Annotated in this window: 13 protein-coding genes and 3 pseudogenes; 12 read left to right on the forward strand and 4 right to left on the reverse strand. The window is 71.5% G+C overall.

The window, feature by feature from the left end; genetic code table 11:
• The 8 genes and pseudogenes from KGA66_RS05805 to KGA66_RS29785 all read left to right on the forward strand — a co-directional run.
• Nucleotides 1-270, forward strand: a pseudogene (locus tag KGA66_RS05805) (hypothetical protein); the annotation flags it as partial.
• 180 nt (nucleotides 271-450) lie between these two features.
• Nucleotides 451-1890 carry an efflux RND transporter periplasmic adaptor subunit gene (locus KGA66_RS05810; RefSeq protein ID WP_211465343.1) on the forward strand — a complete coding sequence of 480 codons (1440 nt, stop codon included), beginning with the start codon at nucleotides 451-453 and terminating at the stop codon, nucleotides 1888-1890.
• Nucleotides 1887-2708: an ABC transporter ATP-binding protein gene (locus KGA66_RS05815; protein WP_211465344.1), complete on the forward strand. Its 822-nt coding sequence runs from the start codon at nucleotides 1887-1889 to the stop codon at nucleotides 2706-2708. The genes KGA66_RS05810 and KGA66_RS05815 overlap by 4 nt, the downstream gene beginning before the upstream one ends.
• A complete protein-coding gene (locus tag KGA66_RS05820) occupies nucleotides 2708-3937 on the forward strand; it encodes an ABC transporter permease (RefSeq protein WP_211465346.1) in 1230 nt (409 codons plus the stop codon). Before KGA66_RS05815 ends, KGA66_RS05820 begins: the two co-directional genes overlap by 1 nt.
• Entirely contained in the window at nucleotides 3930-4697 is a 768-nt protein-coding gene (locus KGA66_RS05825) for a DUF5666 domain-containing protein (RefSeq protein WP_211465349.1), read from the forward strand. Before KGA66_RS05820 ends, KGA66_RS05825 begins: the two co-directional genes overlap by 8 nt.
• A 1-nt stretch (nucleotide 4698) precedes the next feature.
• Nucleotides 4699-5319 (forward strand): hypothetical protein, encoded by a 621-nt coding sequence (locus tag KGA66_RS05830; protein ID WP_211465351.1) that lies wholly within the window; start codon nucleotides 4699-4701, stop codon nucleotides 5317-5319.
• A 106-nt stretch (nucleotides 5320-5425) separates the two neighbouring features.
• Nucleotides 5426-6127: a response regulator transcription factor gene (locus KGA66_RS05835; RefSeq protein ID WP_211465353.1), complete on the forward strand. Its 702-nt coding sequence runs from the start codon at nucleotides 5426-5428 to the stop codon at nucleotides 6125-6127.
• Nucleotides 6128-6780: 653 nt separating this feature from the next.
• Nucleotides 6781-7536 (forward strand): annotated as a pseudogene (locus KGA66_RS29785) (HAMP domain-containing sensor histidine kinase); the annotation flags it as partial.
• On the opposite strand, the gene KGA66_RS29790 reads toward KGA66_RS29785, so the two are convergent.
• Complete coding sequence (locus KGA66_RS29790; RefSeq protein WP_312886773.1) at nucleotides 7489-9843, reverse strand: MMPL family transporter; 2355 nt, start codon at nucleotides 9841-9843, stop codon at nucleotides 7489-7491. The pseudogene KGA66_RS29785 and the gene KGA66_RS29790 overlap by 48 nt on opposite strands.
• Nucleotides 9844-10063: 220 nt before the next feature.
• Between KGA66_RS29790 and KGA66_RS05845 the strand changes: the two genes are divergently transcribed.
• Together KGA66_RS05845 and KGA66_RS05850 are read left to right on the forward strand one after the other, a co-directional pair.
• Nucleotides 10064-11392, forward strand: coding sequence for a sensor histidine kinase (locus KGA66_RS05845; protein WP_211465357.1), 1329 nt, complete (start codon nucleotides 10064-10066; stop codon nucleotides 11390-11392).
• Nucleotides 11356-12000 (forward strand): response regulator transcription factor, encoded by a 645-nt coding sequence (locus KGA66_RS05850; protein ID WP_211465359.1) that lies wholly within the window; start codon nucleotides 11356-11358, stop codon nucleotides 11998-12000. The genes KGA66_RS05845 and KGA66_RS05850 overlap by 37 nt, the downstream gene beginning before the upstream one ends.
• Before the next feature lie 43 nt (nucleotides 12001-12043).
• On the opposite strand, the gene KGA66_RS05855 is transcribed toward KGA66_RS05850, so the two are convergent.
• The 3 genes and pseudogenes from KGA66_RS05855 to KGA66_RS05860 form a co-directional block, all read right to left on the reverse strand.
• Nucleotides 12044-12298 (reverse strand): hypothetical protein, encoded by a 255-nt coding sequence (locus KGA66_RS05855; protein ID WP_211465544.1) that lies wholly within the window; start codon nucleotides 12296-12298, stop codon nucleotides 12044-12046.
• 121 nt (nucleotides 12299-12419) lie between these two features.
• Nucleotides 12420-12740: pseudogene (locus KGA66_RS31995) on the reverse strand (serine hydrolase domain-containing protein); the annotation flags it as partial.
• 502 nt (nucleotides 12741-13242) lie between these two features.
• Nucleotides 13243-15198, reverse strand: a complete 1956-nt coding sequence (locus tag KGA66_RS05860) for a DUF5941 domain-containing protein (protein ID WP_211465362.1) — start codon at nucleotides 15196-15198, stop codon at nucleotides 13243-13245.
• Nucleotides 15199-15395: 197 nt separating this feature from the next.
• On the opposite strand from KGA66_RS05860, the gene KGA66_RS31450 reads away from it, so the two are divergent.
• Both KGA66_RS31450 and KGA66_RS05870 read left to right on the forward strand, forming a co-directional pair.
• A complete protein-coding gene (locus KGA66_RS31450; RefSeq protein ID WP_211465364.1) occupies nucleotides 15396-18416 on the forward strand; it encodes a bifunctional glycosyltransferase/CDP-glycerol:glycerophosphate glycerophosphotransferase in 3021 nt (1006 codons plus the stop codon).
• Nucleotides 18413-19582, forward strand: coding sequence for a glycosyltransferase (locus KGA66_RS05870; RefSeq protein ID WP_211465367.1), 1170 nt, complete (start codon nucleotides 18413-18415; stop codon nucleotides 19580-19582). Before KGA66_RS31450 ends, KGA66_RS05870 begins: the two co-directional genes overlap by 4 nt.
• The last annotated feature ends 27 nt before the right edge of the window (nucleotides 19583-19609 follow it).

Consider the following 19609-nt stretch of genomic DNA (forward strand, 5'->3'; position numbering starts at 1 on the left):
GACCTGCCCTGCCTCCCGCCGCCGCCCGCCCGGCCCAGGCCGCCGGCCACCGCCATCGCCGGTCTGCTGCTGCTCGCGCTGCTGGGCGGCTGGCTGGTGGCCGCCCCCTTCGTGCTCGGCGACCAGGTGCGCGGCGCCCGCTGGACCGCCGCCACCCGGGCCGACGTGGCGACCGGCGCGGCCGTCGCCGTGACCGCGGTACTCGGGCTGCTGTCGTACCTCGGCGCCGCGGTCTGCTGGCTCGCGCGCCACGGCGGCCGGCGAGCGTGAAAGCCACCCGCGGCGAGCCCGCCGTGCCGGTTCGTTCGGGCACGTCGGGCGGTCCTTCCGGTCGACCGCCGGTGCTGCTTTGTCATGGGAAAGTAACAGTTCGCTGAGTACATCATGAGAATCCGGAGCAAAGGCTCGCGGCTTCACCTTCGCTTCAGATTCGCCGCCAACACTCCGGCCATGACGCCGCTCAAGTCCTCCCGTCGCAGACTCGTGCTCAACGGGTCTCTCGCCGCGCTAGTGCTGGCCGGCGCGGGCGTCGCCTACACGACGGTCGGCCCGGCCACCAGCGCCGGAGCCGCTACCACACGGACATCGCCGGTGCAGCGCGGCACGGTCATCGCCTCCGTGTCCGCCTCCGGCAACCTCGCGCTGGCCGCGACCTCCTCGCTCGCGTTCGGTGCCGCAGGCAAGGTCAGCGAGATCGACGTGAAGGTCGGTCAGACGGTCGCCGCGGGCCAGGTGCTCGCCAAGATCGACCCGACCCTGGCCAACCTGCAGCTGACCGAGGCGCAGCAGCAACTGACGGTCGCGCGCGACAACCTGGCCAAGGCGCAGAACGGCCCGAGCTCGACCCAACTGGCGCTGAACGACGCGCAGCTGGCGCAGGACGAGCAGGCGGTCACCAACGCGCAGAACGCCTACTCGACCGCGAAATGCACCGCGTCGTCCACATCGCAGGCATGCGCGCAGGACCGTCAGGCGGTCACCAACGCCGAGAACGCGCTGACGCTGCTCAAGGCGCAACAGGCCAACAGCGCCTACGTCGATCCGGGCACGATCGCGCAGGACCAGGAGGCGGTCACCCAGGCCCAGGCGAACGTGAACACCGCGCAAACCGCGCTCGCAGGCACCGTGATCACCGCGCCCGGCAAGGGAACCATCCTGAGTATCGCAGGGCTCATAGGTTCATCGGTGAGCGCCGGCTCCACCACCACCGGCGCCCCGGCCACCTCCTCGTCGTCCGCGTCGGGCGGGTCCGGCGGCGCGGGCGGCAGCGGCTCCTCCGCGTCCTCGTCGACCTCCTCGTCATCCTCGGCCGCGTCGTCGAGCTCAGGGGCCTTCATCACGATGGCGGACCTGAGCCAGCTGCAGGTCACCGCGCAGGTCTCCGAGACCGACGTCTCCTCGGTGCAGATCGGCCAGTCCGCGACGGTCACCCTGAACGCCACCGGCAAGGCGTATCCGGCGCAGGTCGAGGTGATCTCGCCGACATCCACCGTCGTGTCGAACGTGGTCGAGTACGCGGTCACGCTGAACCTCACCGAGGCCGTCGCGGCGAGCGTGCGGCCGGGACAGTCCGCCTCGATCTCCATCGTCACCGGCGAGGCCAGCGACACGCTCTACGTGCCGAACTCGGCGATCACCACGGCGGGCGGCCGCTCGATCGTCACCGTGGTGGGCGCCGGCGGCAAGGAGACCATCACCCCGGTCACCACCGGCATCGTCGGCACGACCGACACCCAGATCGTCAGCGGGTTGACGCAGGGTGAGAACGTGCTGCTGACGCTCTCCAGCGGCGCGAGCACCACCGGCGGCCGCGGCTTCGGCGGCCTGGGCGGTTTCGGCGGCGGGCTCGGCGGGGGCGGCGGCGCGGCCGTGACCGGAGGCAAGGGATGACCGAGTATCAAAGCGCCGACGGCCCGGTCACCGGGTACGCGCCGCCGCGCCCCAGCGCCGTCTGGATCAGTGCCCTGCGGAAGGTGTACGGCGAGGGCGACGCGGCGGTGCACGCGCTGCGCGGCGTCGATCTGGACATCCCGCACGGCGACTACGTGGCCGTGATGGGTGCGTCCGGTTCCGGCAAGTCCACGCTGATGAACATCGTCGGCTGCCTCGACGTGCCCAGCTCCGGGGAGTACCGGCTGGACGGCATCGCCATCGCAGACCTCGACGAGCGGCAACTGTCCCTGGTGCGCAACCGGAAGATCGGTTTCGTCTTCCAGTCCTTCAACCTGCTGGCCCGCACCACCGCCTTCGAGAACGTCGAACTGCCGCTGGTGTACGGCGCGGTGCGCGGTCCGCAGCGGCGGCGCCGGGCGCTGGCCGCGCTACACCTGGTCGGGCTCGGCGACCGGGTCGACCACCACCCCAACCAACTCTCCGGCGGTCAGCAGCAGCGGGTCGCGATCGCCCGGGCGCTGGTGACCGCCCCCTCGCTGGTGCTGGCCGACGAGCCGACCGGCAACCTGGACACGCAGTCCAGTTCCGAGGTCATGTCGCTGTTCGACCGGCTCAACGCCGCCGGGCGCACCATCGTCCTGATCACCCACGAGGAGGACATCGCGGCGCATGCCAAGCGCGCGGTGCGCCTGGTCGACGGGCTGATCGTGCAGGACGTCAGGTTCGCACCGGTGGACGGTCTTCCCCCGCGGCTGGCCACCGCCGGCGCGGGCCGGCCCGCCGCGCCGTCGCTCGCGCTCGGGCCGGGTGCCTGATGCGGGCGCGCGAGGTCTTCCGTTTCGCCCTGCGCGGACTGCGGGCCAACAAGCTGCGTTCCGGACTGACCACGCTCGGCATCCTCATCGGCGTCGGGGCCGTGATCCTGCTGATCGCGGTCGGCCAGGGCAGCGGCGCGGCGGTGCAGGCCCGCATCTCCAGCCTCGGCTCGAACCTGCTGACCGTCACCCGGCAGGCCGGCGGCTTCGGCCGGGCCGCGGCCACCCGCACCGGCACGCAGAGCAAGGTCTCCAACCTCACCGTGGCCGACGCGCAGCTGCTGGCCGCCTCGGACCAGGACCCGGACGTCTCGGTGGTCGCCCCGGTCGCCTCCACCTCCGCGACCGCCACCTTCGAGGGCGCGACCACCACGATCAACCAGATCGTCGGCACCTACCCGGCCTACCTGCCGATCTCCAACGACACCGTCGCCGCCGGGTCCTCCTTCACCGACGAGGACGTCAACCGGCACCGCAAGGTCGTCGTGATCGGGCAGACGGTGGTGACGAACCTGTTCGGCACCATCGACCCGATCGGCAGGACGATCCAACTCGGCGGCGTGCCCTACACGGTCGTCGGCACGCTCGCGGCCAAGGGCGGGGGCAACACGTTCAACGACCCGGACAACGTCGCGCTCGCCCCGCTGACCACGGTCCAGGACAGCCTGACCGGATTCGGCTCGCTCAGCGAGATCGCCGTGCAGGCCAGGGACGCGAACTCGGCGAACGCCGCCCAGGCGGAGGTCACCAGCCTGATGCTGGAGGCCCACCACGTGACCGCGGCGAGCGAGGACTTCAGCGTCACCAACGAGGCGACGCTGCTGTCCACCGCCGCGAGCACCACCCAGACCTTCACGGTGCTGCTCGCCGCGGTCGCCGCGATCTCGCTGCTGGTCGGCGGGATCGGGGTGACCAACATCATGCTGGTCACGGTGACCGAGCGCACCCGCGAGATCGGCATCCGCAAGGCGCTGGGCGCGCCGCGCGGCGCGATCCTCGGCCAGTTCCTGATCGAGGCGGTGCTGCTGTCGGTGGTCGGCGGGGCGCTCGGCGTCGTGGCCGGCGTGGCCGGCTCCCGGTTCACCGTGGACGGGATCAAGCCGGTGCTGGTCCCGTCCTCGATCCTGCTCGCGTTCGGCGTGTCCGCCGTGATCGGCCTGGTCTTCGGCTCGCTGCCGGCGAACCGGGCCGCCAAACTCCACCCGATTGAGGCACTGCGTCATGAGTGAACTCGAAACCAGGCGGGCCGCGGCGGCGGCCGGCGAAACCCACCCGGACATGGCGCGCACCGCGGAGCTGGTGCGGTTCGACGGCGCGCAACCGGCCGAACCGGATCTCGGCGCCGAACCGGACGGCGCCGACCTCGACGATACCGACCCCGACGGCGCCGAATCCGCGGCGGCCGAACTCGACGGCGCCGACGCGGACCTGCTGGCGATCCCGCCGCGCGCCGACGACCTGGGCACCGCGCTGGCCGCCCGGCCGCCGCGCGCGAAGCTGCCGAAGGCCACCGTCGCGCTGGCCGCCGCGGCGCTGATCTGCGCGGGCTTCATCGGCGGGGCGCTGGCGCAGAAACACTTCGGCGCCTCGTCGAGTGGGCGCGGCAACTTCGCGGCCGCGTTCGGCAACCGGACCGGCGCGGGCGCGGGCGGGAGCGGCGCGGCGGGCGGTTTCCTCGGCCGCGGCGGCTTCGGCGGCGCGACCGGCACCAAGAGCGGGGCCGGCGGCGCGATCACCGGCACCATCACCGTCGTGAGCGGCGACAAGCTGTACGTCACCGCCCCGGACGGCAGCGTCTACACGGTCACCGCCGACGGCTCGACCGTGATCGACGTGACCAGCGCCGGCTCGCTCGCGCAGCTCAAGCCGGGACAGAGCGTGGTCATCGCGGGCAGCAACGACAACAGGGGCGACGTGACGGCCACCTCGATCACGGCCGGCGGCGCCGCCCCCTCCACTTCGGGCACCAAGACCTCAGGCGGGCAGTGACATGACGAGCGGCAACCTGAGAAACCTCCGGACCAGGACCGCGGCGCAGGTCTGCGTGGCGCTCGGCGCGGCCGTCGCCGCCGCCGCCGCGCTGGCGGCGTGCGGCGGTGGCAGCACCTCGATCTCCGCCGTGGCGGCCGCGACGCCGTCCGCGACCGCGTCCCTGTCGCGCAACGCGGTATACCTCGACTGCCTGCGCCAGCACGGCGCCGACATACCGACCGCGTTCCCCTCCCGGGGCGTTTTCACCGCGCGGCCCACCGGACCGCGCCCGTCCGGAGGCTTCGGCGGCCCGGGCGGCGGCTTCTTCGGTCAGAGTCAGAACCCGCAGATGCGGGCCGCGATGCGCGCCTGTGTCTCGGTCCGGCCCACCGGGGGCTTCGGCGCTCGCGGCGCAACCCAGTCGGCGGCGTTCCGCAACTGCATGACACAGCAGGGCGTGACCATCCCGGCCACCCGGCCGACCGCGTTCCCCACCGCGCCGCCGACCGACCGCGCCGCCAGGTATCTCAATGGTCTAAGTCTCTCCGACCCGAAGGTCGAGGCCGCGCTCAGGGTCTGCTCGCCGCTGCTGCCCTCTCCCGGGGCGCGGGCGTCCGGTACCAGTAGCCCGACCGGCTGAGCCGCCCCCGGCGCGGAACGCCCGTCCGCGCGCGCTCTAAGGCTGTTTTCAGCAAGTTCATCCACCCTTGCGATACCGGGTCGACTCTTGCGGAGGGGTGTAACCCATGGCGAACGGTGGAGCGCGACTACTCGTCGTCGACGACGACAGCGAGGTGCGCGAGGCGCTGGGCCGCGCGCTCAAACTCGAGGGCTTCGCGGTGACGCTGGCAGCCGACGGCGCCGCCGCGCTGGAGGCCGTGCGCGACACCCCGCCGGACGCGCTGGTGCTCGACCTGGCCATGCCCGGCATCGACGGTCTGGCGGTCGCCCGCGCGTTACGCGCCGCGGAGGACCGCACCCCGATCCTCATGCTCACCGCCCGTGACGCGATCGCCGACCGGGTCTTCGGCCTCAACGCCGGCGCCGACGACTACCTGGTCAAACCGTTCGCGCTGGTCGAACTGGTGGCGCGGGTCAACGCGCTGCTGCGCCGGGCCACCCAGCACACCCCGCCCCCGCCGCCGATGCTCGAATGCGGCGACCTGGCCCTGGACCTGGCGGCCCGTCAGATGGTGCGCGCAGGCCGGCGCGCCGACCTGACCAAGACCGAGTTCGAACTGCTCGAACTGCTGCTGCGCAACGCCGGCCGGGTGGTGACCCGAGAGTTGATCATCGACCGGATCTGGGGCTACGACTTCGGACCCGGCTCCAACTCGCTCGAAGTCTTCGTCTCCACGCTGCGGCGCAAGACGGAGATCGGCGGCGCGCCGCGCGTCATCCACACGGTGCGCGGCGTCGGGTACACCGTCCGGGAGTGCCGGCCTTGAGCGCGGCGGACCGCGTCGGGCGGTCCGCCGCAGCCGCGCTCGATCGGGTACGCGCGCTGTGGCGCCGAACCGGCCGCTTGAAGCTGCGCACCCGCATCACGATCGCCGCCACGCTGGCCGTCGCGCTGGGCATAGGAGGCGGTGTCGCCTTCGCGTACCTGGCCGTGCGCGCGGAACTGTACGGCGGCATAGACCGGCAGCTGGGCAAACAGGTCGGCGCGTTGCAGCGGCTTGCCGACGAGAAGGCCCGCCCGAACGGGCCGGCGCCGGTCAAGTTCCTGCCGTCGGGTTCCGGCCCGTCCGACGCCAAGTCCGTCGTCGTCGGGCCCAGGCGCAGATTCGGCGACTCGGTCGACTACGTGCAGATCGTGCGCGCCACCGGTCAGCCGCTGCTGCCGAACGACCAGACCGCGCGCCTGCCGGTCGACGCCACCGATCGCGCCGTCGCGGCCGGCACCGCGGCCGAGCAGTTGCGCACGATCAGCTTCCAGGGCACTGACGTGCGCCTGGCGACCGCGCCGCTCGGCCAGGGCGTCGCGATCCAGGTCGCGCTGCCGCTCACCGCCGCCGAGGACCAGCTCAGCCAGCTCGGGCTGGAACTGCTCGGCGCCGGCCTGGCCGGGATCCTGCTGGCCGGCGGGCTGGGCTGGTGGGTGACCCGCACCGCGCTGCGCCCGGTCGGCCAGCTGACCGAGGCCGCCGAGCGGATCGCCGCGACCCGGGACCTCGCGCACCGGATCGACCCCGGCGACCGGGCCGAACGCGACGAACTCGGCCGCCTCGCGGTCAGCTTCAACGCCATGCTCAGCGCGGTCCAGGACTCCACCGAGCGGCAGCGCCAGCTGGTGGCCGACGCCTCGCACGAGTTGCGCACCCCGCTGACCTCGCTGCGCACGAACGTGGAGGTGTTGCGCAAGATCGAGCTGCTCGATCCGGACGACCGGGAGCGCCTGATCGTCTCGGTGCTCGCCGGGATCGACGACCTGACCGGGCTGGTGGCCGACACCGTGGAACTGGCCCGCGGCGAGGAGCCCGCCGCCGCCTTCGAGCAGCTGGACTGGGCCGAGGTCGCCGGGAATGTCGTGGACCGCGCGCGGCTGCACTGGCCGGGCGTGGACTTCGCCGCGGACCTCGCCGCGACACGGATCGTCGCGGTGCCCGACCGCATCCAGCGCGCGATGGCGAACCTGCTGGACAACGCCGCCAAGTTCAGCGGCGGGGCCGGCCGGGTGGAGGTCACCCTGGCCGGCCACACACTCACCGTTCGCGACCACGGTCCCGGCATCCCGGAGGGCGACCTGCCGCATGTCTTCGACCGCTTCTACCGGGCCGCCTCGATGCGGGACCGGCCGGGCTCCGGACTAGGGCTGGCCATCGTCGCCCAGGTCGCCGAATCCCACGGCGGAGCCGTGTCGGCCGCCAACCATCCCGACGGCGGCGCGGTCCTGAGCCTGCGGCTGCCCGAACCTGCCGAGCCTGGCGAACGCGGCGTCCCGCGGGGCGTCCTGCGGGTCGCCGCCGACCGGCGCGGCCCGGCGCAGTGATCGCGGCCAGTTGCGCTCGCCCAGCAGGATCATCGTCGCGGGCAGCAGCAGCACCCTGATCACGGTCGCGTCCAGCGCGACGGCTACCGCGAGGCCGACCCCGAGCTGCTTGAAGTCCTGCATCGACAGCGTCCCGAAGACCGCGAACACGGCGACCATGATGACCGCGGCGCTGGTGACGGTCCCGGCCGCGGACCGCAGCCCGTGGACCACCGCGCGCTCGGTCGTCATGCCCGCCTCGCGCGCCTCCCTGATCCGGGAGACCACGAAGACGTGGTAGTCCATCGACAGGCCGAACAGCACCACGAACACGAACAGCGGCAGCCAGGACTCGATCGCTCCCGGCGCCTGCGTGCCGACCAGGGCCGCGCCCCAGCCGTGCTGGAAGATCGCCGTCATCACGCCGTACGCCGCGCCGACCGACAGCAGGTTGAGCGCGATCGCGGTCAGCGCTATGACCGGCGAACGGAAGGCCAGCAGCATCAGCAGGAACGTGATCGCGAGTACGAACGCGAAGACGGGCACGATCGAGTGGTGCAGCCGGCTGTTGAAGTCCGCGCCGAAGGCCAGCTGCCCGCCGACCGCGACCTTCGCCCCCGGCAGCCTGCCGAGTGTCTGCGGCACGACCGCGGTGCGCAGAGTGCCGAGGGCGTGCAGCGACGCGGCGTCGGTGCCGTCGCCCCGCAACGGAACCTGGATCTGCGCGACGCCCGCGGCCGGGTACAGCTGCACCCGGATCGGGTTGCCCGCCTTCGGATCGCCGAGTTCGCCGGTGCGCAGCGCGGCCCGCTCGAAGTCCTTGATCGCGTTCTGCGCCGCGGCGCCCCGGATGTCAGCGCTCTTGAGCACCACCACGGCCGGGGCCGGGCCGCCCGGGAAGGTGCGCACGATCTGCCGGTAGGTCTGCACCAGCGGCACGTTCTGCGGCACCTGCTGGTCGATCGTGAGCTTCTCGGTGTGCATCCCGAACGCCGGTCCGGCCAGCAGCAGCAGGAAACCGGCCGATCCGAGCAGCGCGGCCCGCGGGTGCGCGGCAGCCTTGCCCAGGGTCGCGTTCCACACCCGGCCGCCGCCGGCCGCCGTCGTGCGGGAGCGGCGCGCCGCGCGCCGCTTCGCGCCGGGCAGGCGACCGAACTCGACCCTGTCGCCGAGCATCGACAACAGCGCCGGCAGCACGGTGACCGAGCCGAGCATCGCGATCGCCACCACCAGGATGGTCGCCGTGGCGAAACCTTCGAAGATGTGCATGCCGGACAGGTACATCCCGGCCATCGCCACCATCACGGTCAACCCGGAGACCAGCACCGAACGACCGGAGGTGGCCGCGGCGATCCGCAGCGCCGTCTCCCTGTCGCGGCCGGCGGCCCGCTCCTCGCGCTCCCGGCGCAGGTAGAACAGGCAGTAGTCGACTCCCACCGCGAGGCCCATCAGCAGCATCACCGAGTCCGCCGAGGAGTCCACCGCACTGAGATGGCTGGCCAGGCCGAGCAGCCCGATCGCGGCGATGAACGCGGTCAGTGCCAGCAGCACCGGCAGGATCGCGGCGAGCAGCGCGCCGAACGCGACCAGCAGGATGCCGAGGGCGAGCGGCACGGCCGTCCACTCGGCCTGCTTGAAGTCCTTGCCGAGCGTGTCGTTGAACCAGTGGTTCCCCGAGGCCTCGCCGAACTCGCTCACCGCGATGCCCGGATGCGCCGAGCCGGCCTTCGCGACCGCGTCGAGCACCGGCTGCACCCGGTCCGCCGCCTTCTGCGGGTCGCCGGTCATGTCGAACTCGATCAGCGCGCTGTGTTCGTCCGCCGAGATCAGGCCGGCGGAGTACGGCTCGCGCAGGTTCTGGGTGAGCCCGGTGGCCCGCACGGCCGAGACCACGTCCGCGACGGTCGCGCGGAACTGCGGCGTGCCGGTGGTCTGCGAAACGCTATGCACCAGCACCATCTCGCCGGCGGGTTGCGCGATGTGCGCGTCGTCGAGGATCTGCAGTGCCTGCGCGGAGTCGCCGGAGCCCTGCTGCGCGCCGGTCAGGTTCCGCTGCCCGGCCGCACCGCCGATCACCGTCGCGAGCACCACGAACAACAGCCAGCCGAAGACCGCGGTCTTGCGGTGTCGCGCGCTCCAGCCGCCCAGCGCGGCGGCGATGTTGCGCCTGTCCTGTCGTGTCGAACGTTGCACGGATCTCTCCTCAAGCCTTCTGCGGCGGTGTGGCTCACCGCCCCCCACCGGAAAGCTACGGCCTGCGGTCATGCCTCTGACATGCGGTTGAACCCCCAATTAGGGTGTACCTGGGTACACCTTCGGATCGGCCGCGTAGGTCCCGTGCGGTGCTCGGCCGGGTGCCGACAGACTGGTCACGCCACGTCTGGGCGACGGGGGCTCACAGGAGGTGCGGGAGATGGCCATCACCGGTCCGGCGGACGCGGTCGCGCGGCGCGATCCGCCGAGGTCGCGGTTCAAGCGAGCGCTGCTCGCTCCGTGGCAGGGACTCGTCCTGACGCTCGTCGCCGGCCTGAATATCGCCGTGGTCGTGCTGCAGGTGGAGGTGATCGCGTTCATCAGTCTCGGCGTCGGCCTGCTGTTGCTGCCGATCTCCACGCTGATCTGCCGGTGGGTGGCCAACCTGGCCCGCGATCTGGCCTGGCGCTGGCAGGGCGTGCAGATCCCGCGGCCCTATCGGCCCAAGCCGGCCTTCCAGCGCGGCGCGATGGGGCTCGTCGAGCGCTGCCGCTGGATCCTGCGTGATCCGGCGACCTGGCGCGACCTGGGCTGGAGCTCGGTGAACATGGTGCTCGGCCTGATCCTGGCGATCCTGCCGGCCAGTCTGGTCGTGTACGGCGTCGAAGGGTTCGTCGATTCGTTCCTCTGGCCGGTGCTGGTGCGGCACGGGGAAGAGAACTGGTACACCTTCGTGCATCTGCGGCCCGGCAACGAGCACCTGCGCTGGGTGTCGGCCTGGATCGGCGCGTTCGTGCTGATCCTGGGCTTCCTGACCGGTCCGGCTCTGCTGAGGGCGCACGCGCACTGGACCCGCGTCCTGCTCAAGCCGACCCGCGCCGCCGAGCTGGCTCTGCGCGTGCGGCACCTGACCGAGACCCGCGCGGACGCCGTGGACGCCTCCGCGGCCGAGCTGCGCCGCATCGAACGCGACCTGCACGACGGCGCGCAGGCCCGGCTGGTCGCCATGGGCATGAACCTCAGCGCGGCCGAGGCGCTGCTTGAGCACCACCCCGACGAGGCGCGCGCCCTGCTGCTGGAGGCCCGCGACGCCTCCATCAAGGCGCTGGCGGAGTTGCGGGGGCTGGTGCGGGGCATCCATCCGCCGGTGCTGTCGGACCGCGGCCTGGCCGACGCGGTGCGCGCACTGGCCCTCGACAGCGCGCTGAACGTGGAGGTGACGGCAGACCTGCCGGGCCGCGCCCAGGCGCCGGTGGAGTCGGCGGCGTACTTCGCGGCCAGCGAACTGCTGACCAATGTCGCCAAGCACTCGGGTGGCACGCGGGCCTGGGTCGATCTCTCGCACGCGAACGGGGTGCTGCGGCTGACGGTCACCGACGACGGTCACGGCGGCGCGGACCCGGGCGGGGGCACGGGGCTGCGCGGAGTGGAGCGCCGGATCGGTACATTCGACGGGTTGCTGACCGTGACGAGCCCGCCCGGCGGGCCGACCGTAGTCACCCTGGAGATTCCGTGCGCGTTGTCCTCGCCGAAGACCTCTTCCTCCTGAGGGAAGGGCTGACCCGGCTGCTGCAAGCACACGGTTTCGAGATCGTCGCCGCGGTGGACGACGGGCCGAGCCTTCTCAAAGCACTGATCGACCATCGCCCGGACGTGGCGGTGGTCGATGTGCGTATGCCGCCGACGTTCACCGACGAGGGTCTGCAGGCGGCGCTCGCGGCGCGCCGCCAGGTGCCCGGCCTGCCGGTGCTGGTGTTGTCGCAGTACGTTGAGCAGCTCTACGCCCGCGAGCTGCTCGCCGACGGCACCGGCGCGGTCGGTTACCTGCTCAAGGACCGGGTTTTCGACGCGGCTCAGTTCGTCGACGCGGTGCGGCGGGTGGCGGCCGGCGGTACGGCGATGGACCCCGAGGTGATCGCGAAGCTGCTCGCGCGCGGCAGCAGCCGGGAACCGCTCGGCCGGCTGACCGCGCGCGAGGTGGAGGTGCTGGCGTCGATGGCGGAGGGCCGGTCCAACGCGGCGATCGCGCAGCGTCTCGTGATCACCGAGCGCGCGGTGACGAAGCACACCTCGAATATCTTCGCCAAGCTGGACCTGCCGCCCTCCGACGACGACAACCGCAGGGTGCTGGCCGTGCTGGCGTATCTGGATCGGTGAGAGACGGCGGACCGGCCGAACGCCCGCTCGGCCAGGCTCGATTTCAGTGAAGCGCGCTCTGAGCGAAGCGCTCTGAGCGAAGCGCCGCCTTCGCGATCCCGAGAATGAACGGGCCGGTGTTCACCGACTCGCCCGTCGGGCTGAACGCGTAGACCAGCACCCGCCGCCCGCCCAGAAGCGCGACGATCAGGGTATGCAGGTCCCGCGCCGAGGAGATCGCGCCGCCCTCCGCCCACGGATAAGGACTCTGCTCCGTCACGTTGACGAGCGTCGTCGTCGAGCCCGAAGCGTCCGGCACGGCGAGGTAACCGTGCAGGCGCGGCCCCCACGTTGACGAGCGTCGTCGTCGAGCCCGAAGCGTCCGGCACGGCGAGGTAACCGTGCAGGCGCGGCCCCGAGATCCGGTAGGAAGTGGCGGCCGGCACCGAGGTGTCGTGCAACCTCAGGGGCTTGATTATCCGCGCGTCCACCGTGTCGGCGTAGCCGCGCCCGGCCACCCGTTCGATCAGCATCCCGAGCAGGAAGTAGTTCACGCCGTTGTACTGCTGCGCGGTCCCCGGAGTGAATGCCATCGGCTCACCGGCGAGCGACCCGACGACGTCCCGCGGCGTCGGATGCTCGAAGCGGTGCGCGACGAACCCGGCCGGGTCTCCCTCATCGTCGCCCACGTGCGCGGCGGGCAGCCCGCTGGTGTGGTTCAGCAACTCGGCCACGCTGATCGGCGGGTAAGCACCGGGCATCGTCCAGCACTTCCTGCCCGGCTACGCCCCCGAACTCAACCCGGTGGAACTACTCAACGGCGACACCAAGCCGAGGTCGCGAACAAGGCAGCACCCCGCAACCGGCTCGCCATGGCCGCCGCCATCAGAGCCCACCTACACCGCCTCCAGAAGCAGCCAGCCCGCGTGATCTCCTTCTTCCACAAACCCGAAGTCGCCTACGCAGCGTCCTGACCACAACAGGAAAGACCCACGGGTCAATAAACTCCCCGATGTCCTCGACTGGCGAACCGGACGCGAAGAGTCTTGCGAACCGCGATCCGGCCTGCACGGGGGGCAGAGTCAGTCTTCGGGGTGGTGCCGGCCCCACCCCGCGCCGGCGATCAGTCCACCGAGAGGAAACCGGACGCGTCTGCGACCATCACATCCGCATCGATGCGCCCGGCGCCGGCACGCCGGCACGCCGGTGCGGCGCCCGTGGCCGAGGCAGAGGCAGAGGCAGAGGCGAGGCAGAGGCGAGGGTTCACCCCGCGTCGGCCGGCAGCAGCGCCGTGGTCGGGCGAAGCCAGAAGCGCACGGATTCGGTCAGGAACAGAGCCCACAGATACGCCGCGAGCGCCACGAACGCGTAGGTCAGCCCGTGGTGCGCCGGGTGCGCCGGAATGAAACTGGCCAGAACCAGGATCACGACCCTGCCTTCGAATCCGAGCGCGCCCGCGATCGTCAGCCATCGAGGCACCGGCACCGACGCACGGATGCGGTACACGATGTCGTAGTGGTGGTACATGACCGCGCCCAAGTACGCGAACGCGACCGGCATCGCGCCGTGGATCTCTGCTGCCAGCGCGATCGCGATCGCGTATTCGAATGCGTGGTACACCGGAGGCACCAGCCAGCCGAGCTTCGAACCGAGCCGGCGGGCCTCGGCCAGCGGCCGCGCGAGGATATCAGACATCGCATACAGTGCGTCGGTCGCCGCCGGGCCACGAGGAACGTCCGGCCCGGCAAGGGAACGCCGCACGCGCCCGGCGGTCGTGTACGCGGCCGCGATCAGGCCCCAGATGAGCAGCACGGTGAACGTCGTGCGCGGCTTGCTCAGCGCCGTGAGCAACGCGATCAGTGCCCAGCGCTCACCGATGGGCAGGATGACCACCTTGCGCGCCCAGTACGACAGGCTCTTGCTCGGGCTGTCCGGCAAGGACCCGGCCGACTGGTCGTCCGCGAGCGTCGCACGCTTCGCTTCGTGCTGTGCCGTCTCACTCCGCTTCGCTTCATGCTGTGCCGTCTCACTCCGCTTCGCTTCATGCTGTGCCGTCTCACTCCGCTTCGCTTCATGCTGTGCCGTCTCACTCCGCTTCGCTTCATGCTGTGCCGTCTCACTCCGCTTCGCTTCATGCTGTGCCGTCTCACTCCGCTTCGCTTCATGCTGTGCCGTCTCACTCCGCTTCGCTTCATGCTGTGCCGTCTCACTCCGCTTCGCTTCATGCTGTGCCGTCTCACTCCGCTTCGCTTCATGGAAGGCGAAATCCACGTGGTGACGGACCGTCTGCAGCGCCATCGCGAGCGCCGCCAGAAGCCAGACGTCGTCGCCGTGGCGAGCCGAGCCGAAGGCGAGGCCGGCGTAGACCGCGTACTCCTTCACCCGGTCGCAGGTCGCGTCCAGCCACGAGCCGACCCGGGAGAAGTTCAGCGCGTAGCGGGCCAACTGGCCGTCCGTGCAGTCCAGCACGAACGAGACGTACAGCGCGACCGCCGCGGCCACGTAACCGCCGCGCGTGCCCGTTGCCGCCGCGATCGCGCCGACCACCGCCACCAGCAGGGACAGCGTCGTGATCAGGTTCGGACTCAACCCCCGCTGCGCGCACCACCGCGCCAGGAAACGCGAGTAGGACGACACGAAGACCGTCGTGAACAAGCCGTCGTCGGTCTTGACCGCCCTGCGCAGCCGGATCGCCTCACCGTCCGTGCGCGCCACCCGGTCGTACGCGTCCTTCCGGGCAGACAGCGGCGCGTCGACCAGCGTCGCGACCAAGCCCGCCGGAAGCGCGACCTCGTGGATCGGCAGCTGCTCGGCCAGCTGCTCGGCCAGCGCGTCCGGGACGAGCGGCCGCGGGGCGGTCAGCTTGGCCGCAGGTGAGATCCCCTCGACCCGGTGCGCGGTCAGATCGGGCAGCGTACGCAACCTGGTCGCCAGCAGTTCGCGGGCCGGCCCGGACACGGTCAGCACCCCGGTCGCGTGCGTGGCGGCCCAGCGCGGGTCGTCGATCGCCAGCCGCAGCGCGTGCCGGTGCGCGACCAGCCTGCGGTCCACCAGCGCCACTCGGCCGGCCGTGGACGCGCTGGCCACGGCGCGCGCCGCGGCCGCGGGACCGTCCGCGTCGACGACGGTCGCGCCGAGAGCGGCCAGATCCGCCCGCAACAGCCCGTCCCCGTCAACCGGCTGGGGACCGGTCAGCACCGCGATCGTGGGAATGCGCACTCGGCGGCCTTTCGTCAAGTTTTTGGCCCGGCGGCAACCATAGTCCCGGCTACAGTCCCGGCAACCGTAGTCCTTCACGGCCGTCGGCTACCATCGAGCAGCGATCGCCGGTGAACCTGGCCGGTGAGCCTGGCCGGAGCGCGGTTGAAGCGCCGCCCGGGCGCGGGGGGCCGAGAACGAGTCAGTGAGGACGCTGCGTGCCGAGTGAGACCGCCCCGCCGGACGTCAGTGGCACCGCGCCGGACGTCACCGTCGTCGTCATCGTGTACAACGACGCCGCCCGGCTACCCGCGGCCGTCGACTCCGTCCTGCGCCAGACGCTGCGCAACCTCGAAGTGGTCATCGTCGACGACTGCTCGACGGACGCCACCGAGCGGGTCGCCACCCGGCTCGCCGCCGAACACGAGCGCGTGCGCTACCTGCGGCTCGCGCAGAACAGCGGCGGCTGCTCGGCGCCGCGCAACGCCGGCATCGACGCCGCGCGCGGCACCTACGTGATGTTCCTCGACTCAGACGACACGCTCGACATGCACGCCTGTCTGAACATGCTCCAGGCGGCTGAAGAACACGACGCGGACCTGGTCTCCGGCGTATGCGTGCGGGTGCACCACAACCGCTCCGGCCTGACCGAGTCCGTCCCGTGGTGGCCCGAGATGTACGCCGAGCAGCGGGTGCTCGACGGCGTCTCGCAGCTGCCTGACTTGCTGCGCGACACGCTGTCGACCAACAAGTGCTACCGGCGCGCGTTCTTGAATGGGCACAGCTTGAATGGGCACAGCTTGAATGGGCACGGTCTCGACGGGCACGGCCTCGACGGGCACGCGCTGCGCTTCCCCGTCGGCTACCACTACGAGGATCTGCTCTTCTCGGCGAAGGCCTACCTGGCCGCCGACCGCATCGTGCTGATCCCGCAGACCGTGTACTTCTGGAACGTCGTCGTGCGCGCCGCGCAGAAGTCGATCTCGAACCGCCGCGACGAGATCTCCAACGTGCGCGACCGGATCGCGATCCACCGGTTGATCGACGAGGCGATCGCCGCCTGGCTGGACGGCGGCGGCGACCCCGAGGTGAAGATCGCCAAGGACGCGAAGTTCATCGAGCACGACCTGGTGCTGTACCTACGCGACCTGCCCTATCAGGAGCCCGCGTACATCGCCGAGTTCACCGGCATGTTCCGCGACTATCTGCGCACCCTGCGACCGGAGGCATTCGAGCGCTGCCCGCACCGGGCCGCCGTCGCGGGCGCGTACCTGCTGCTTGAGGACGACTGGCCGAACCTGGTCACGGTCTGCGAGCACCTGCTCGACCGGACCCGCGAGAGCGCGAAGGCCCTGGAGCGCACCAGGATCACCTCCGACCTCGTCGAACACGACGGCCGCGTGTACTGGTGTGACGCGCACCTCGACACGCAGCCGGGACGCGCCGCGCTGGACGTGACTGGCCTGGGATGGTCACACGTCCCGTACAGCCGGGCGAACCTCGCCTCCCGCCTGACCGGGATGCGCGCGCTCGGCGACGGGCAGGTCCGGATCGAGGGCGAGACCGTCAATCCGCTCGGCCGCATCCCGCGGGACGCGGACCTGTCGGCGTCGTTCGAGATCCGCCCGGTGGCGCGGGCGGTCCGCAAGTACCGGGTCAAGGCCGCCGAGGTCCGGCACGAGGGTGGCCGGATCCTGTGGGCCGCGCAACTGAACCCGACCAAGACGGTGCGGCCCGTCGGCATCGTCGACCAGGTGTGGGAGGTCCGGCTGCGACTGACCGCCGGCCGGCTCGGCACCGCCGAGTCGAAGATCACCGCGCTGCGCCTGCCCGACGGCGCGCACGACCCGCACGACCTACACGACCTACACGACAAGCCCCTGACGTTTCCGGCCCGTCCTCTGCTCACCCGCGCGGTGGGCGACGAATGGGTCGCCGCGATCAACCATCGCGGCTTGTTCACGCTCAACCTCGTCGCCCGCAATCCGATCGCCCGCGCGGTGACCGCGCCGTTCAGCCAGTCCGGCACGAGCGCGCGCAGCGCGAGAGTGCTGCGGATCGCGCAACGGCTCTACCGGCGCGCTCAGATCGTCAACGATCCGCGGATCAAGCGCGAGGTCTACACGCGCCTGCTCACCCGCCTGCCGCTGCGACGAGGCTCGGTCGTGTTCGAGTCCCACATGGGCGGTTCCTACAGCGACAGCCCCAAGTACATATACGAGGCACTGCGCCGCTCGGGATACCGCGGCAAGGTCTACTGGTCCTACGCCAAGAGCAGCGCCGGTTTCCCCAAGGACGCCACCCTGGTCAGGCGCAACTCCTGGGCCTATCTGCGAGCGCTGGCCCGCGCCGAGTTCTGGGTGGACAACCAGGGCTTCCCGCAGTGGATCCGCAAGCGCCGCGTCACGACCTACATCCAGACCTGGCACGGCACCGCGCTCAAGCGCATGGGCGTGAACGCCCCGCAGGTGCGCGCCATGCTGGAGGCCGACCGCACGAGACTGGCCAAGGCCGTCGGCCGCTTCGACCACTTCCTGGTCCGCTCCGAGTACGACATCAGGACCCTGGTTGAAGCCTTCGAGCTGCGGGCCGAGCCGCTGCGCGTCGGCTACCCGCGCAACGATCTGCTGCTGGCCCCGGACCGGGACGAACGCGCGGCGCAGCTGCGGCAACGACTTGACATCCCCGAGGGTCGCAGAGTCCTACTGTACGCGCCCACCTTCCGGAACACCTCCGGCGCCTTCGAGCCCGGATTCGACCTCGCCGAATTCGCCGGACGCTTCGGCGAGCGTCTGCTGCTGCTGGTGCGCGCGCACTACCTCAACCACGTGCGGGTCCCGCAGGAGGCCGGCGACGCGATCCGCGATGTGTCGACGTACCCGGACATAACCGAGCTGATGCTGGTCGCGGACGGCCTGCTGACCGACTACTCCTCCGTGATGTTCGACTACGCGCTGCTCGACCGGCCGCTGTTGTTCTTCGCGCCGGACGCGCGCACTTACGCGCAGGACCGCGGCACCTACTTCGACCTCGCGCAGCGCGCACCCGGCCCGTTCACCACCGGCCAGGACGAACTGTTCGCGGCCGTCGAGGGCTTCGCCGGGGCGGATGCAGGTGCGGACGACGCATACGCGCAGGCGCGCAAACGGTTCGCCCACGAGTTCGGCGAGTACGAGACCGGAACGGCGGCCGAACAGGTCGTCGCGCGGTTCTTCGGCGGCAGAGGCGGCGCGCGATGACTGACGTCTTCATCGTCTGCAACACGATCCACGAACTCGGCGGCGTGCAGCGCTGGGCACAGCGCGTGGGCGAACTCCTCGCCGAGCGCGGGCACCGGGTGCACCTCGTCGGCGTGTTCGCGGTCAGGCAGCCGCACGAACTCGTCGGCACCGGCCCGGACGGCGAGCCGGTCGCACCCCGGTATCAGACCCACGTCATCCACCCGGACCGGTACGGCGCCAGGCCGAGACCCGCGCTGCTCTCCCGCATCGCCAATCCGCTCGCCTACGCCCGGCACAGGCGCTGGCAAGCGGTTCAGCGCTCCGGCGCCAAACGACTGCGCGCCCTCTTCGAGACCGCGTCAGACCCCGGCGACGCCGTTGTCATCTGCGCACAGGTGCACGCGATGGAGTGGGTCGCCCCGGCCGCGCCGCGCAGCCTGCCGGTCATCGCGATGAGCCACGAGTCGTACGCCGCCGCCAACGCGTCGAGCCGCGGCCGGCGCGTGCGCAGGCTGTACCGGACCGCGGCGCGCTTCGTCTCGCTCACCGAGGATGACGCGCGCGAGTGGACGCGTCAGGGCATGAACAACGCCGCCGCCATCCCCAACCCGCTGCCGATCCCGGCCCTCGGCGGAGCCGACCCCGGCGCGCGCGTCGTGATCGCCGCGGGCCGCCTCTCCCAGGAGAAGGGGTTCGATCTGCTGCTCGACGCCTGGCGCGCGGCGAGCGGCAACCGGCCCGGCTGGACGCTGCGCATCTACGGCTCGGGACCGCAGCAGCAGGCGCTGCGCGAGCAGGCCGAGGCGCTCACGGCCGGCGCCGGGGTCGACTTCGCCGGGCAGACCGGCGACATCGCGGCCGCACTGGTCCAAGGCTCGATCTTCGTCAGCGCCTCCCGCGCCGAGGGCTTCCCGATGTCGCTGCTCGAAGCCATGGCCTGCGCCCTGCCGTGCGTCGCCTTCGACTGCGCGCCGGGCGTGCACGAACTCGTGCGCGACGGCGTCAACGGCCTGCTCGTCCCGCCCGGAAACACCGAAGCCCTCGCCGCGGCCCTCGGCCGGCTGATGGACGACGCGGGGGAGCGGGCGACCATGGGCAAGGCCGCGCTGGAGAGCGTCTCCGCCTACGCGCCGGACCGGATCGTCGAACGCTGGGAGCGGATGATCTCACTCGTGCTGCGATAGGCGGTTGTCACAGACGTATTACGTGAT

This window comes from Actinocrinis puniceicyclus, assembly GCF_018283645.1.
Classification (GTDB): Bacteria; Actinomycetota; Actinomycetes; order Streptomycetales; family Catenulisporaceae; genus Actinocrinis; species Actinocrinis puniceicyclus.